Source organism: Shimia thalassica, from assembly GCF_001458215.1.
In the GTDB taxonomy this organism is placed as follows: Bacteria; Pseudomonadota; Alphaproteobacteria; order Rhodobacterales; family Rhodobacteraceae; genus Shimia; species Shimia thalassica.
Genome location: NZ_CYTW01000002.1, coordinates 444386 through 459695, shown reverse-complemented (window position 1 = coordinate 459695; position 15310 = coordinate 444386). Strand labels below are relative to the sequence as shown.

General features: G+C 54.3%; 18 protein-coding genes. 9 read left to right on the top strand and 9 right to left on the bottom strand.

Features of this window, described 5'->3' with window-relative positions:
• The first annotated feature begins 56 nt into the window (after window positions 1-56).
• The gene (locus tag PH7735_RS12150; protein ID WP_058311635.1) at window positions 57-1271 is read left to right on the top strand and encodes a DegT/DnrJ/EryC1/StrS family aminotransferase; all 1215 of its coding nucleotides are present in this window, start codon (window positions 57-59) and stop codon (window positions 1269-1271) included.
• Between the two features lie 57 nt (window positions 1272-1328).
• Here PH7735_RS12150 and phaR read toward each other — a convergent pair whose 3' ends face one another.
• The 3 genes from phaR to phaC form a co-directional block, all read right to left on the bottom strand.
• A complete protein-coding gene (phaR, locus tag PH7735_RS12145) occupies window positions 1329-1880 on the bottom strand; it encodes a polyhydroxyalkanoate synthesis repressor PhaR (protein ID WP_058311634.1) in 552 nt (183 codons plus the stop codon).
• 151 nt (window positions 1881-2031) lie between these two features.
• Window positions 2032-2475: a phasin family protein gene (locus PH7735_RS12140; RefSeq protein WP_058311633.1), complete on the bottom strand. Its 444-nt coding sequence runs from the start codon at window positions 2473-2475 to the stop codon at window positions 2032-2034.
• Window positions 2476-2606: 131 nt separating this feature from the next.
• Complete coding sequence (gene phaC / locus PH7735_RS12135; RefSeq protein ID WP_058311632.1) at window positions 2607-4400, bottom strand: class I poly(R)-hydroxyalkanoic acid synthase; 1794 nt, start codon at window positions 4398-4400, stop codon at window positions 2607-2609.
• Window positions 4401-4503: 103 nt separating this feature from the next.
• Between phaC and phaZ the strand changes: the two genes are divergently transcribed.
• The gene (gene phaZ / locus PH7735_RS12130; RefSeq protein ID WP_058311631.1) at window positions 4504-5781 is read left to right on the top strand and encodes a polyhydroxyalkanoate depolymerase; all 1278 of its coding nucleotides are present in this window, start codon (window positions 4504-4506) and stop codon (window positions 5779-5781) included.
• A gap of 117 nt (window positions 5782-5898) precedes the next feature.
• Here phaZ and PH7735_RS12125 read toward each other — a convergent pair whose 3' ends face one another.
• The 4 genes from PH7735_RS12125 to PH7735_RS12110 all read right to left on the bottom strand — a co-directional run bounded on the left by PH7735_RS12125 (window position 5899) and on the right by PH7735_RS12110 (window position 8888).
• The gene (locus PH7735_RS12125) at window positions 5899-6609 is read right to left on the bottom strand and encodes an alpha/beta fold hydrolase (protein ID WP_058311630.1); all 711 of its coding nucleotides are present in this window, start codon (window positions 6607-6609) and stop codon (window positions 5899-5901) included.
• Window positions 6610-6697: 88 nt separating this feature from the next.
• Entirely contained in the window at window positions 6698-7132 is a 435-nt protein-coding gene (locus tag PH7735_RS12120) for a VOC family protein (protein WP_058311629.1), read from the bottom strand.
• Window positions 7133-7145: 13 nt separating this feature from the next.
• Window positions 7146-8129, bottom strand: a complete 984-nt coding sequence (locus tag PH7735_RS12115) for an alpha/beta hydrolase (protein WP_058311628.1) — start codon at window positions 8127-8129, stop codon at window positions 7146-7148.
• A 9-nt stretch (window positions 8130-8138) separates the two neighbouring features.
• A complete protein-coding gene (locus tag PH7735_RS12110; protein WP_058311857.1) occupies window positions 8139-8888 on the bottom strand; it encodes an alpha/beta fold hydrolase in 750 nt (249 codons plus the stop codon).
• A 156-nt stretch (window positions 8889-9044) separates the two neighbouring features.
• On the opposite strand from PH7735_RS12110, the gene thrS reads away from it, so the two are divergent.
• The 6 genes from thrS to PH7735_RS12080 all read left to right on the top strand — a co-directional run bounded on the left by thrS (window position 9045) and on the right by PH7735_RS12080 (window position 14132).
• A complete protein-coding gene (gene thrS, locus PH7735_RS12105) occupies window positions 9045-10994 on the top strand; it encodes a threonine--tRNA ligase (RefSeq protein ID WP_058311627.1) in 1950 nt (649 codons plus the stop codon).
• Between the two features lie 233 nt (window positions 10995-11227).
• On the top strand, window positions 11228-11533 hold the full coding sequence (locus tag PH7735_RS12100) for a BufA1 family periplasmic bufferin-type metallophore (protein WP_058311626.1): 306 nt from the start codon (window positions 11228-11230) through the stop codon (window positions 11531-11533).
• 137 nt (window positions 11534-11670) lie between these two features.
• Window positions 11671-11973, top strand: coding sequence for a BufA1 family periplasmic bufferin-type metallophore (locus tag PH7735_RS12095; protein ID WP_058311625.1), 303 nt, complete (start codon window positions 11671-11673; stop codon window positions 11971-11973).
• A gap of 30 nt (window positions 11974-12003) precedes the next feature.
• Window positions 12004-12861, top strand: coding sequence for an MNIO family bufferin maturase (bufB, locus tag PH7735_RS12090; protein WP_058311624.1), 858 nt, complete (start codon window positions 12004-12006; stop codon window positions 12859-12861).
• Window positions 12858-13607, top strand: coding sequence for an HvfC/BufC N-terminal domain-containing protein (locus PH7735_RS12085; RefSeq protein ID WP_058311623.1), 750 nt, complete (start codon window positions 12858-12860; stop codon window positions 13605-13607). Before bufB ends, PH7735_RS12085 begins: the two co-directional genes overlap by 4 nt.
• A 9-nt stretch (window positions 13608-13616) precedes the next feature.
• Window positions 13617-14132: a DoxX family membrane protein gene (locus tag PH7735_RS12080; RefSeq protein WP_058311622.1), complete on the top strand. Its 516-nt coding sequence runs from the start codon at window positions 13617-13619 to the stop codon at window positions 14130-14132.
• A gap of 2 nt (window positions 14133-14134) precedes the next feature.
• Here the strand turns inward: PH7735_RS12080 and PH7735_RS12075 are convergent, their stop codons facing one another.
• Together PH7735_RS12075 and PH7735_RS12070 are read right to left on the bottom strand one after the other, a co-directional pair.
• On the bottom strand, window positions 14135-14503 hold the full coding sequence (locus tag PH7735_RS12075) for a hypothetical protein (RefSeq protein ID WP_058311621.1): 369 nt from the start codon (window positions 14501-14503) through the stop codon (window positions 14135-14137).
• Between the two features lie 47 nt (window positions 14504-14550).
• Window positions 14551-14862, bottom strand: a complete 312-nt coding sequence (locus PH7735_RS12070) for an ArsC/Spx/MgsR family protein (RefSeq protein ID WP_058311620.1) — start codon at window positions 14860-14862, stop codon at window positions 14551-14553.
• A gap of 207 nt (window positions 14863-15069) precedes the next feature.
• Between PH7735_RS12070 and PH7735_RS12065 the strand changes: the two genes are divergently transcribed.
• A complete protein-coding gene (locus PH7735_RS12065; protein ID WP_058311619.1) occupies window positions 15070-15276 on the top strand; it encodes a cold-shock protein in 207 nt (68 codons plus the stop codon).
• Window positions 15277-15310 lie beyond the last annotated feature (34 nt).

Sequence of the window (15310 nt, the reverse complement as noted above, 5' to 3'; positions counted from 1 at the left end):
ATGCACATTCCCTTGTTTTATATTTTCCACAGTTGGAATTAAGAAAAGTGAAAACTATGACCTTGCCTCCGAATGTGTATGACGCTGAACCAATCCCTGAAAGCGCCCGCGCCGAGGTTGAGCGCCTTCTGCAATCAGGTGATCTGTTCCGATATACTGCCCCAGAGGATGCGCCGGTTTCCTTGCTTGAATCCGAATTCGCGGCGATGATGGGTACCAAATACGCACTGGCGGTTTCATCCTGTTCCGCTGCGCTGTTCCTGTCGCTCAAGGCCTTGGGCCTGCCCCGCGACGCGCGTGTCCTGATCCCCGGTTTCACATTTGCCGCCGTGCCATCGTCTTTGGTGCATGCCGATTGTGTGCCGGTATTGTGCGAGGTCGGCGAAAACTACCGGATCGACATCGCGGATTTCACTGCCAAACTCGACAGTGTCCAGGCCGTTATCATCAGCCACATGCGCGGGCATACCTCGGATATGGATGCGATCATGGACTTATGCGACGCGCGCAATATCCCCGTGATTGAAGATGCCGCACATTCCCTTGGAACCACATGGCATGGCAAAAAGATCGGCACCGTGGGCCGCGTGGGATGTTTCTCGTTCCAGTCCTACAAACTTGTCAATGCGGGCGAAGGCGGCATCCTGATTACAGATGATGCCGATCTGGTGGCGCGCGCCGTGATCATGTCCGGCGCCTATGAACACAACTGGCAAAAACACAAAGCGCCCGAAGGTGATAACACCGGCGCTTTGGCGCTGGCGTTTGAACGCTGGCAAAACAAGCTGCCGCTTTACAACCTGCGTCTCAGCAACCTGTCGGCGGCGATCATTCGACCTCAGCTGGCCGAAGTGCCCCGCCGCGTGCGCGATGGCCGGGCAAACCACGACTATGTTGCGGGTCTTCTCAACCGCTCACCATGGCTTCAGGTGCCCGAAAAGCTGGGGCCGGAAGACCGCGCACCGGATTCCATCCAGTTCAATCTGGAAGGGATGGACAACGACCAGATCCTCGCATTTCAGGCCGCAGCCAATGCGCGCGGGATTAAGGTTCAGGTGTTCGGCCAATCCTCCGACAATGCGCGTGCCTTCTGGAACTGGCAGTTTATCGAAGATCTTCCCGAGTTGCCACGCACCCGTGCCATGCTGATGTCAGCCTGCGATGTGCGGCTGCCTGCGCGATTGAAGCGCGATGAGTTGGATGTGATTGCGGGGGCTCTGACCGGTGCTGCCGAAGATGTCATGGGACCGCTTCGCGCCTATGGCACCTAAAACGCGCCCTGCCCTTTGAATGCAAAAAGCCCCGGAACCAGTCCGGGGCTTTTTAGCTTAGCTCAATTTGTTCAGCTTGCTTTGAAGCTCGGCGAGTTGCTTCTTGATATCATCAAGGTTTTCACCCTCCTCAGAGGTGTCATCAGATCCTTGAGGTGAGGTTGTTCCGGCAGCCCAAGGGCCCATTCCGCCGGTCATCGCTTTCAGAAACGCTTCTTGTTGCGCTTGCATGGCTTCAAGGCCAGGGACTTTCATACCGCCGCCCATGCTTTCCATCACCTTCTCTTGTCCATCACGGAACATTTCAAAGGAAGCTTGCAGGAACTGTGGTACGACGCTGCCCGCCTGATTTGTATAACTACGCACCAGATCGTTCAGGACATTCACCGGAAGCATGTTTTCGCCACGGCTTTCGTGCTCTGCAATAATCTGAAGCAGATACTGGCGGGTCAGATCATCTCCGGTCTTGAGATCAATAATCTGAACTTCGCGCCCGTCACGAATAAAACCTGCGATATCATCAAGTGTGACATAGTCGCTGGTCTCGGTGTTATAGAGCCGACGGCTCGCATAACGCTTGATCAGTAGCGGCTTGCTATCTTCACCCACGAGTTTCTCCCCAAATCGTTTTTTATCGCGCTGCAGCAAAGCTTATGCGAGTGCAGCAGAAAAGGAAACAAAAAGAAAGGGCGAGCCAGAGGCCCGCCCACGCGATTGGCACCATTTAGGGAGGAGATGGGTGCCAGTTAGTTCCGCGTTCTTACTTGGTGGTTGCTTTTTTAGCAGCCGAAGTCACTTCGTCAGTGGCTTTCTTAACAGCAGCAGTCGCCTCTTCGGTGACGTCTTTGCCGGCAGCCATCATCAGTTCAACAGTTTCCATTTGAACTTTTTTAGCAACTTCAGCGAAAGCAGCCATGTTTTCAGCAGCAACTTCAGCTTGAGCCGAAGCGAAATCGGTCATTGCTTTTGCGTAGTCAGCTGGCTCGTCTTTAACTTTCGACATGTCAGCCAGTTTAGCCAATGTGTCTTTTGTCCATTTCGAAGAGATTTCCGAAGATTTCTCAGCAGCTTCCAGAGCAACACCGCTCAGCTTTTCGTTCAAAGCAGCTGTGTTTTTGAATGCGTCTTCCATTGCCGAAGTATCGACGGGGAATGCGCCCATCATGTCTTTCAGCATCGCGGTCATGTCAGGTGTATTAGTCATGTCATAGTTCCCTTAACGTTTGTTGCGGGCCGTCCCGCGGTTCGTCTTCTGGAAACAATATGCTTTCTGCAGCGCAGCATTTCAAGAAAAAAATTGCTGCGCTGCAGAATAAATTGGATTTATGAGTAAATTCAGCGTGTTGCCTTGACCGCTACATAGGTTCCGGGCGCATCGCACAGCACAGGGTGTTCCGAATCGCCCGGTTCACGCGCTGCAATCTGCTTACCCGACCGAGATGACAACCATGTATCCCACAGCGGCCACCAAGAGCCTTCGTTATAGTCGGCCTCCTTCATCCACGTGTCGCTGTCTACGGTCAGATCGCTGTTGGTGTAATGGCCGTACTTCTTCTTTGAGGGCGGATTCACGATCCCGGCGATATGACCCGATTCAGAAACCACAAAGGTTTTGTTCTTGCTTTTCGTTTGCTGGAAGCCGCGATAGCAGTCTTTCCAGCGCGCAATGTGATCGGTCTCGCAGGTGATCGAGATCACCGGAACATCCACATCCGAGATATGCAGGGTTTCACCGCAAAGCTCGACCCCTTCATTCACGAACTGGTTGTCCTGACACAGGCGACGCAAATACTGGTGTGCCATCTTGCCAGGAAGACCGGACCCGTCCCCATTCCAGTACAGCAGGTCAAATGCGGGCGGGGCCTCTCCCATCATATAGCTTTTGATGGCGGGCCCATAAATCAGATCATTCGAACGCAGGAAGCTGAACGTGCGCTGCATGATAAACGACCGCAGAATGCCTTCTTCGTTAATCTCGTCATCAATGCCATCGATGAAATCATTCTGCAGGAATGGCGTGAATTCGCCCTGATCGGCGAAATCCGTGAGACAGGTAAAGAAGGTCGCGGATTTGACCGACTTGTCTTTGCGTTTTTTCATCAATGACAGGGTCAGGTGAAGCGTGGTGCCCGCGATGCAATAGCCAACGGCGTTCACCTGTTTCTGTTTGGTCAGTTTCTTGACCTCATCAAACGCGACCATAAAGCCATCGTTGATATACTCTTCCATACCGATGTTGGCATAAGAGCGATCCGGATTGATCCAGCTGACGATAAAGACGGTATAGCCTTGGTCGACCGCCCATTTGATCATGCTGTTCTGTTCCTTGAGGTCCAGAATATAGTATTTGTTGATCCACGGCGGGAAAATGATCAGTGGAACCTCGTGCACGGTTTCCGTTGTCGGAGAGTACTGCAGCAATTCGAACATGTGGTTGCGGAACACCACCTTGCCCGGTGTTGTCGCAATGTTGCGACCAATCTCGAATGCATTCTCATCCGCCAGCGTCACAATCAGTTCGCCATTGTTGGATTCCAGATCGGCAATCATGTTCTCGAGCCCCTTGATCAGGGACAGACCTTCGGTTTCGACCGCCTTTTCCAACGCATCCGGATTTGTGCCCAGAAAGTTGGTCGGGGACATCATGTCGATGATCTGCTGCGAGAAATATTCGATGCGGTGTTTTTCGAGATCATCGAGACCCTCTAGGCCGTCAACGGCGTCCGCGATCGCCTTTGAGTTCAAAAGGTATTGCTGCTTGATAAAGTTGAAATAGGGATTGGATTGCCAGAGCGGGTTCTTAAAACGACGATCCTGAGGAGTGGGATCTTCAGGGGCTTCAATACGTCCCTGTGCGATAAGATGTTGTGCATCAACGAAATGTTTCACCGACTTTGCCCAGAAATCGAGCTGTTGCTCAAGAACTTTGCCGGGATTGTTCATCATCTCGGTCCAATAGGCGGTCGCAGCGTTCGCGAACACTTCTTGATTCGGGGCGTTAAGGTCTTTGCGAAGCGGTTTATGCCGCCCCATGACCTCAACCAAACGCTGAGAAAGACGTTCTACTTGCGCCAAATTCTCGTTTAGCCGCTCTAAATTTTCACCTGCGGCATTGTCGTTTGTTGTCATAATCAATTTTCCACCCTATCCTCGCTGCTACGCAGCATATTAAAAGCCCTCTCCTCGTGGGCACGGTAATACCGGTATTAGCCGGACAATTAAGGAGACGCCTATGCGGTACATGGCCACGTACGACCTGATGGACACCGTCCGGAACACGAACCAGTGGCTTGGCGCCTCTGCTCTTGCAATGGCATCGTATCCCGTTTTTGCGATGACGCCTAATCCAATGTTGCAATGGATGCGTGCATGGGGAGAAGTGACCGAACGGACTTTCCAGCGTATGGTGGTGAAACCCGATTGGGGTATCCGCACCTTCACGTGTGAAGATGGCAAAGACCACCTTGTGAACATTGAAACAGTTGTCGAGCGTCCCTTTGGTGACCTGATCCACTTCAATGTTGCTGGCCGCGAAGAGCAAAAGCGCAAGGTCCTTCTTGTTGCGCCCATGTCAGGCCACTACGCAACTTTGCTGCGTTCAACAGTGAAAAGCCTGATCGTGAATTGTGAAGTTTACATCACGGATTGGCACAATGCCCGTGACATTCCCGTGTCGGACGGCAAGTTCGATATCGAAGATTACACTCTCTACCTTGTCGACTTTATGAAAGAGTTGGGTCCGGACACGCACGTGATTGCCGTGTGTCAGCCCGCCCCGCTGACTTTGGCTGCGACTGCATATCTGGCCGAAGAAGATCCCAAGGCACAGCCGCGCTCTCTCACGCTGATCGGTGGACCGATCAACCCGGATGCGAACGCGACCGAAGTGACAGACTTTGGCAACCGCGTCACCATGGGCCAGCTGGAAGAAACCATGATCCAGCGTGTCGGCTTCAAATACCCCGGCGTCGGACGCAAAGTGTATCCCGGCCTGCTTCAGCTGGCATCGTTTATGTCGATGAATGCGGATCGCCACTCGAAAGCATTCCAGGACCAGATTGCCCGTGTTGTACGCGACGAAGCCTCGGACCACGATGCGCACAACCGCTTCTATGACGAATACCTTGCCGTTATGGACATGCCCGCCGAATTCTACTTGTCGACAGTCGACCGCATTTTCAAAAAATGTGAAATCGCCAAGAACGAATTTGTCGTCGCAGGCCGCAAGGTCGACATGAGCAAAATCACTACCGTTGCGATCAAAACAGTTGAAGGCGACAAAGACGACATCACGGCCCCCGGCCAATGTGTTTTTGCGCTGGAACTTTGCACGGGCCTTCCAGACAGCAAAAAGGCAAGCCACGTCGAACCCGGTGCCGGTCACTATGGTATCTTCGCGGGCAAAAGCTGGCGGAACAACATTCGTCCACTGGTTCTCGACTTTATCGATGCGAACTCGGACGCACCAAAAGCTGCGCGCAAACCGGCCAACAAGAACAACGCCGCTTAACCAGCGTCGCCTAGAACGATTAAAGCGGGGTCCTTTCGGGCCCCGCTTTCTTTTTGTCGTCTCGTTTATTTGGAACCGCGCTTTCTTAGAAGAAACCGCAAAGGTTACTCTGCGCTCTTACTTCAGCACATAAGGCTGGGTCATCCATTCCCTGAGAGCGGCGGTCGTGGCGGCGGGCTGCTCCAATGTGGGCAGGTGCCCCGCACCTTCAATGATCTGGAGTTTGGCGTATGGAATAAGTTCGGCCATGAAGGTATGGCGCTTCACAGGCGTCAGCGCGTCATGTTCACCGCACAGAACAAGAGCTGGCACTTTGCATTTGCGCAATGTGCCTTGTTGGTCGCCGCGCCGTTGCAGGGCACGCGCCTGCCGCACAAAGACCTCTGGCCCCAGAAACAGTCCCATGTCTTTTGTCAAAGCCAGAATTTCGCCTCGCATCTCAGACGGCGCAAGGTATTCCGGTTTCATGAATCCTTCGAGAATATCACCCAGTCGCCCTGCCCGCGCGCCGACGATCATCGGCTCATAAGTGGCGGCGGACTGGGGCGTTTCCGCCAAGGGGTTTGTATCCATCAACGCAATACGGGTCACCCGATCGGGCGCGCGCCGCATCAGTTCCATGGCGACAATGCCGCCCATGCTCAGACCTGCCAGAGCAAATTTGTTTGGCAGCAGATCCAAAAGCCCCGAGGCAATTTCCTCGACTCGCTCTCCTTGCGTGATCGGAGCAACCGTCACCGCAAACTCGGCAGACAATTCTGCAATCTGAGGACCAAATAGCCGTGCATCGCACATCATGCCCGGTAGCAGAACCAAAGGTTCGCGCATCGTTTTCTTGCCTCGTATAACCACCCGTTTTTCCGCAGTTTCGCATAGCCGCACCTGAGGTCAACTGCGCCTGTGCGTCACTTGGCCATTATTCGCTGTAACCGTTCCAACAAAACGCCCCCGCCGCAGAAAGAGGCGCAAAAGGGTTATAGGCGATCTCCCAGACATGGCCGTCCAGATCCGCGAAATATCCGTGATACCCGCCCCAGAACACCTCTTGGGCCGGTTTCAGAATGCGCCCACCGGCCTTCTCGGCCCGCTCGAGCAAAGGGGCGACATCTTCTTTGGCACTCAGGTTATGCGCCAGAGTGATGCCGGAAAACCCACCGATATCGTCTTTGGTCATCCCCAATTCTTCGGCAAGCGCTGCCTTGGGATAAAGGCCCAACGCCTGACCAATCAGGTCATAGACAACAACACCATCCGGGCTGTCGACTCGCTTCCATCCCAAACATTCGTAAAAGACCGCGGCCCTTTCGAGGTCTTCAACACCCAATGTGATGAGACTTACTCTTTGATCCATAACATCCAACCTCTTACCGCAATCCGTTGATCCAACCTGTAAATGCGTCAATCGTGCCCGGTGTGGCAGATGGCGAAAGAATATCGCCCGCAATAACGTGATGATACGGATCATCGCCTTTGGCTACAGCTACTTTGTGAATTGTGGTCGGACCACCCCATTCTTTTGCAATACGTGCTGTCGCGGTGTGATCCACCACCTTGTCGGTGGGGGCATACCAAAACAAAGCCGGCACGGTGGCCTGGCTGAAATCCGCACTGGCCGCATGTTTTACCAAAGCCGCCATCTGCAACAGGGCAGCCGTGGGATAGGAGGTTGTCCAGTAAACGCCGTGCCGTTCGCTTCTTGGCGACCAATTGCGCGTTTCGCCCGCCACCATCGGCAACCAGAAGCGCGCCGCCGGCAGTGTCAGGGCAGCAGAGGCAGGATCAGCCAAGGCAAAGTTCGGCGAAACGAGGATCAGGCCCGAAACATTGCGCATCATGTCCGGCTGCAATGCGGCCTCTGCCGCCACCGTCGCACCGGTCGACGTTGCGATAATGACGATCTCATCCCCAACCTGACGCGCGACGGCCAGTGCCTCGGCCAAATCCGTCATCCATGCCTGTGCCTGTCCTTCCAGCATCGCGGCACCGCCGCGGCCATGCCCGCGCAGGCGGGTAAAAACAAGATTGGCCCTCAGGTCTTTGGCCACATTGTCAGGGACAGGCCTGATTTCCTCTGAAGTTGCAGAGAACCCGTGCAAATAAACAATCACTTTTTCGGTGTGTTCCCCTTCACCCTGCGCCCAGACAACCCGTTTTTCGACACCCGGCGTTATGTCCTCAAAACGGGCTTCGCGCCCTGCGAAATAGGCGGTGACATCCGCACCCACGGAGGTTTCGTCAAAGGTGGGCACAACAGAGACCTTTTCATAAGGCCCCCAAAGCCAAAGCCCCACAACCGCGAGGATCAAAAGCAAAAACAGTCTTCCAAGAAACTTGCCAAATCCTCGCATTGGATGCCCCTACCGCCTTGCCATGACTTTTTCGATAGACTTCTCGATCAGGCTAAGACAATCGGCATCCGAGAACCTGTGGTCCGCGCCTTTGACCAAGGTCAGGCGCATGTCCGGCCCCTCGGCGTGGTTCAGCAAACGAATGGCCGTTTCGGTCGACACGGCTGTGTCTTCTGTTCCTTGCAGGAAACGTACCGGGAAATCGAAAACAAGCGGTGCACGCAAGACCAGCCTTGTGCGCCCGTCTTCGATCATGCGCTTGGTTATGACAAACGGGTCCATATAATCGCTGGGCAATTCCACGTGGCCAACCGTGTCCAACGCTTCTTTCTGAGCCTCTGTGAAAGATGCCCAATAGCTGTCTTCGGTGAAATCCGGCGCCGCGGCGATTGTGACCATACCCGCAATCCGCTCGGGAATAGCACGCGCCAGCAACAGGGCCTGCCAGCCCCCCATCGAGGACCCCACAACAATCAATGGCCCCGTGGTCAGCGCCTCGACTGCGGCAAGCGTGTCTTCATGCCAGTCCCCGATACATCCCTCTTCAAAGGTGCCCGAACTTTCGCCGTGACCGGAATAGTCGAACCTCAAAAAGGCCTGACCACGTGCCTGCGCCCACTCTTCAAGATGGATGGCCTTGGTGCCCTCCATGTCAGACTTCAGCCCACCCAGAAACACGATGGTTGGCTGGGTTGTTCCGCTTTTGTGATATGCGATGCGGCGGCCTTGGGGGCTGTCAAAGAATTGGGTGGTGCTCATGGTGTCCTCATCTGTCTTTGACCCGACACTAACGCCCGATGCCACCATGGGAAAGGCCGCTTGACTTGTCGCCTTCAAAGGCGCAAAAACCGCGCGAACCAAATACCCGCAACCGGGCGTTCCGTGGGCGCCAAACTGACGAGGAGCTTGAGGCTAATGGCCGATATTTCTCTTACTTTTCCTGATGGTAACGCGCGTTCTTACGCTGCAGGTGTCACCCCTGCCGAAGTCGCCGCATCCATTTCCAACTCGCTTGGCAAAAAAGCGATCTCAGCGACCGTAGACCGTCAACACTGGGATTTGCAGTGGCCAATCGACAGTGATTCACAAATCGCGATCAACACACTCAAGGACAATGACGCCGAAGCGCTCGAGTTGATCCGTCACGACTGTGCGCACATCATGGCGCGCGCCGTGCAAGAGCTGTGGCCTGATGTCAAAGTGACCATCGGCCCTGTGATCGACAACGGCTGGTACTATGACTTTGACCGGCAGGACCCTTTCACTCCTGAAGATCTCGGTGAGATCGAAAAGAAGATGAAAGAGATCATCAACCGCCGCGACCCTGTCACCACCGAAGTGTGGGATCGTGATCGCGCGGTCGCATTCTATAAAGCGAACAACGAACCTTATAAGGTCGAACTGATCGACTCGATCCCCGGTGACGAGCCGCTGCGCATGTATTGGCACGGTCACTGGCAGGATTTGTGCCGTGGTCCGCACTTGCAACACACCGGTCAAATTCCGGCTGACGGTTTCAAACTGATGAGCGTGGCCGGTGCCTATTGGCGTGGCGACAGTGATCGCGCGATGCTTCAACGTATCTATGGTGTGGCCTTCAAGAACAAAGAAGACCTCAAAAAGCACCTTCATATGCTGGAAGAGGCCGCAAAACGCGACCACCGCAAGCTGGGACGGGAAATGAACCTGTTCCACATGCAGGAAGAAGCACCCGGTCAGATTTTCTGGCATCCAAACGGCTGGACCATCTACACGCAACTTCAGGACTACATGCGCCGCCGTCAGACAGAAGGTGGCTATGTCGAGGTCAACACGCCTCAGGTTGTGGATCGTCGCCTGTGGGAAGCCTCGGGGCACTGGGACAAATATCAGGAAAACATGTTCATCGTCGAAGTTGACGAAGAGCACGCACGCGAAAAAGCCGTGAACGCCCTGAAGCCCATGAACTGTCCGTGTCACGTGCAGGTCTACAATCAAGGTCTCAAATCCTATCGCGACCTGCCCCTGCGCATGGCCGAATTTGGATCGTGCAACCGGTATGAGCCCTCGGGCGCGCTGCATGGTATTATGCGTGTGCGTGGCTTCACACAGGATGACGCGCATATTTTCTGTACTGAAGCGCAGATCGAAGAAGAGACTCAAAAGTTCATCGACTTCCTCTCGAAGATCTACAAAGACCTCGGCTTTGAAAACTTCTCGGTCAAGTTTTCCGACCGCCCCGAGAAACGCTCCGGTTCTGATGAAGTCTGGGACAAATCCGAAGCCGCCCTCAAGGCGGCAACCATCGCGGCAGGGTGTGACTTTGTACTAAACCCCGGCGAAGGCGCCTTTTATGGTCCGAAGCTGGAATTCGTTCTGACCGATGCCATCGGGCGCGACTGGCAATGTGGCACGCTTCAGGTGGACTTTGTTCTGCCCGAACGTCTCGACGCCACATACATTGCCGAAGATGGGGCAAAGCATCGTCCGGTGATGTTGCACCGTGCCACGCTGGGGTCTTTTGAACGTTTCATTGGTATCCTGATTGAAGAGCACGCAGGCAAGCTGCCCTTCTGGATCGCGCCGCGTCAGGTTGTCGTGGCCTCGATCGTTTCAGAGGCAGATGACTATGTGCATGAAATCGTTTCGACGTTGAAAGCCAACGGCGTGCGCGCCGAAGCCGATATTCGCAATGAAAAGATCAACTATAAGGTCCGCGAACATTCGGTTGGCAAAGTTCCCGTTATTCTTGCCATTGGTAAGAAGGAAATCGAGGAACGCACCGTTTCGACCCGTCGACTTGGTCAAAAACAAAGCAAAGTCCAGAGTTTGGACGAAATCGTGAGCATCTTGTCACAAGAAGCGCTTGCACCTGACCTTGCGTAACAAACTTTGCAACAATTGAGCGGGCGCGCCACGGGAAACCGGGCGCGCCCGTTTCATTTTCGAAACAAACAAGGGGTTCCCGTGCTGGAATCTTCACGAAAACGTCACGGCGCCTGACGGGCCCGTGATACACGCCCCCGTGATTGGATCGTTATGTCCCGAACGGCTTAAGTTTTATCCATGCCACCCACAAAGGGTAGCCTGAACAAAACCGACCAAAGGGAAGAAACACCATGTCGAAGACCGTAAAAACTCTCGCCGTAGCCAGCGCAGTAGCAGCAGCCCTGACAGCCACCACTCACACTGCTGCAAACGCCGCTGAAAAAGAAAAATGCTACGGCGTATCCATGGCAGGCAAGAATGACTGCGCCGCCGGCCCGGGCACAACATGTGCAGGTACCTCGACCATCGATTATCAAGGCAACGCATGGTCGCTCGTAGACAAAGGCACATGCATGGACATCGAACTGCCCGCACAGGCAGACGGCTCGATGCGCAAAGGTTCCCTGGAAGCTCAAGAGCGCGACCTGCCCGCATAAGCGATCCCAGTTTCGTCTCGGTGGATCCCCATCGAGACGGAATTTGCCAAACACCTTCTTTGTGTGATGTGATAACGATGGGAAAACCCGATCAATTCCGGGCCATTCAGACATTCCATTCTATCAGAGGATCTCACATGCCAAACACCGCTAAATCCTTCACAATCGCGGGCGCTGTGCTCGCTGCCGTGGCCTCTCAAACTTCTGAAGCCGACGCTGCACAACAAGAAAAATGCTATGGCGTTTCGATGGCTGGGGAAAACCATTGCGCGGCTGGTCCCGGTACCACATGCGCAGGGTCATCAACCGTTGATTACCAAGGAAACGCCTGGACGCTTGTCGACAAAGGCACCTGTCTTGAAATCGATTTGCCCGAAACTGCAGACGGGTCAGAACGCACGCCTTCCTTGAAACCGCTGGAACGCGACCTGCCCTCCTAAGACGATCTACACCCACGAAAGCCTGATCCCATGTTTGACGCCCATCCCCGCTTTCCTGAACTACCGAATGCGCCCGGTGTCGGCTATAAACCGCAACATTTTCAAAATATTATGGAAGATGCGGGATCGGTTGAGTGGTTCGAAGTACACGCAGAAAACTATATGGGGGCCGGCGGACGGCCCCATGCTCAAATGCGGATGCTGTCGGAAAAGTTTCCGATTTCGGTGCATGGTGTGGGCCTGTCCATTGGCGGAGAAGGCCCTCTAGATCCTGAACACCTGGGGCGACTGAAACACCTGTGTGAATGGCTTCAGCCCACGGTATTTTCCGAGCATCTTGCATGGTCATCGCATGAAAACGCCTTTCTGAATGACCTATTGCCCCTGCCCTATACCAAAGACACATTGACCCGCGTTGCAGATCATATCGACCAATTGCAGAACACAATCGGGCGACAGATGATGCTGGAAAACCCGTCCAGCTATCTGGCCTTTGAAGAAAGCACATGGTCCGAACCGGATTTCCTGCGTGAGGTTGCCAATCGCTCGGGGTGCGGGCTGTTGCTTGATGTGAACAACGTTTTTGTCTCGGCGACGAACCTCGGATACGATCCTCGAGACTACATCGCGGCCTACCCGCTTGATAAAGTTGGGGAAATCCACCTTGGCGGGCATGATGAAGACGAGGATGAACACGGTGCGACCCTGTTGATCGACAGCCATGGAAAACCTGTTGTTGATCCGGTTTGGGCCTTGCTGGATCATACGCTTGCCCTGTCCGGACCGCGCGCAATCCTGATCGAGTGGGATAATGATGTGCCCGACTGGGCGGAACTGGAGTCCGAGGCCGCACGCGCCGCGAATGCGCTGAGCCAGGTGCCGGCATGACCGTCACACAATCCGACTTTCGCAACGCAGTTCTGAACAGCGATCTTCCGGCGCCGTCCGGTTTAACCGACGGTAGCGGTCAGGTTGCCGGAAAGCGCTTTGATGTCTATCGCAACAACGTCGCTGTTTCGCTGTCAGAAGCTTTGGAAACCGCCTTTCCCGTGATTGCAAAACTATTGGGTGAAGAGAATTTAAAAGGTATTTCGGGATTATTCTTGCGTCAAAGCCCACCGGAAAATCCGATGATGATGCACTACGGGGCTGCCTTTCCGGACTTCCTGCGCAGCTTCGCACCCTTGGCGCACCTGCCCTATCTTGGGGATGTCGCCGAGGTCGAGCAAGCCATGCGTCGGTCGTATCATGCGGCGGACAGCTCACCGCTTGAAGCAGATGTGCTGGCCCATATGCCTGCTGACCAGATCGAAAACATAAAGTTCGAATTTGCCCCCTCTTCCGAGGTGCTGAGCTCGAGCTGGCCGATCTATGACATCTGGGCTTTCAACATGATTGATGGCGCTCCAAAACCTCGGGCAGAGTCGCAGGATGTTCTGGTGACACGCATCGACTTTGACCCCGAACCTCATCTCCTGCCGCCGGGTGGTGCGGTGTTTGTCTCGGCACTTCGGTCACACAAAACACTTGGCGAAGCCGCAGAAACCGCGGCGAACAGCGACGAAAATTTCGACCTTGGGGCATGCCTGACATTGTTGCTCTCGACCCAAGCACTCACCACAGCAACACTTTAAGGAAGCACCATGAAGTCCCTGATATCACTACACAACCAAACCTTTTCAAAAGTGGCCAATGCCGAATGGATTGTGCCGACTTTGGCGAGGCTGGTATTTGTTGCGGTCTTGTTGATGTACTATTGGAACTCGGCAACGCTCAAGATTGACGGGTCCATCTTCACGCCCTCTGCAGGTGCGTTTGGCCAGATCTTCCCAAAGGCTGCTGAAGCCGCGCTCTATGACGTGTCACAGATGAACATCTTGCAACGTCTGGTCATTTTTCTGGGAACCGTCGCCGAATTTGTGCTGCCCTTGTTGCTGCTCGTCGGTTTGCTCACACGACTTTCCGCTCTGGCCATGATCGGATTTGTTATGGTGCAAACTCTGGTCGATGTAACCGGACACGGCGTCAAGCTGGGTGTGCTGTTCGACAATACCCAAACTTTGATTGACGAGCGCACATTGTGGGTGTTCCTGTTTGCGATTATCGCGCTCAAGGGCGCAGGCCCCCTGTCTTTGGATCGCCTGCTGCGCCTGAGCTAGGATCAGAAATGCGCTTTTTCCTCATCGGGTTTCCCTGCTGCGATGGCAAGGATACCGCCCAAAAGCGCAAAACTGATCGGGAACATCGTAAAGACGTTAAAGTCAAAGGCGGCGTACATGCCGCCTGCTGACAGCACCATCAGAATACCGCCCCAAAGAGCACGTGATCGCGCCATGGCGCCACCGGCGATTGCCAGCATCGGTGCGAAAAGCGCCCCTGCCCGGACAAGGCTTACGTTGTTCACCTGCTCGAACAGATCAGGGACCTCGCCCCAATGTTCGACTGCAGCCGTGTAGCCCCAGCTGAAAAAGCCGACCAGCATGCCGATCATTCCGGCAATAATTCCCAAGACAAGCGCAGCGTTTCTCATTCAAACTCCTAAAATGACGTGTTCAGCACATAGGTGAGCCAACAGTCTTATCCAAGAGTTGACTGTACGTCCGTGGTCCAGCCGAGGAAAAATTCCCCGTTACGCTCGATTAGGGGACGCTTCATCAATGTCGGGTGCTCTGCCAACAGGTCCAGCGCCGGTTTTGCGCGCTCTTCCTCGGTCAAACCGCGCCACGTGGTTGACCGTGTATTGACCAATGCGCTGCCAAATGCGGCAAACGCCTTTTCAAGGACTTCAACTGGAACCCCATCCGCGCGGACATCCACGAACTCGACGTCATTAAATGTTTTCAATGCTTTGCGGCACGTATCACAGTTCTTTAGCCCATAAAGTCGCATCGGTTTCCTTTCCGGTTTGCCCCAACTCCACAAACAGGAGTCACACTTTTTCACAAGGGTTTTGCTTGCTTTTTACATAAACCGTGCAAACCTTCGATGCAGCATTTGATTTTTTGTACCGCAAAAGTTCGGCGGGCCACCGGATCACCTGCGCCCTGACATGCAGTTTAACATGCAGAAGATGAAGACATTAGAAGGAGACACGGTATGCCCAACGGCACCGTAAAATGGTTTAACACAACAAAAGGCTACGGCTTTATCGCACCTGATGACGGCGGCAAGGACGTATTTGTCCATATTTCTGCGGTCGAACGTTCCGGCATGACCGGACTGGCAGACAACCAAAAAGTTGAATTTGAACTGTCTGAAGGGCGAGACGGACGCCAAATGGCGAGCGATCTCAAAGCCGTATAAAGGCAGGCGGGGCGCAAAACGCGCCCCATCCTCT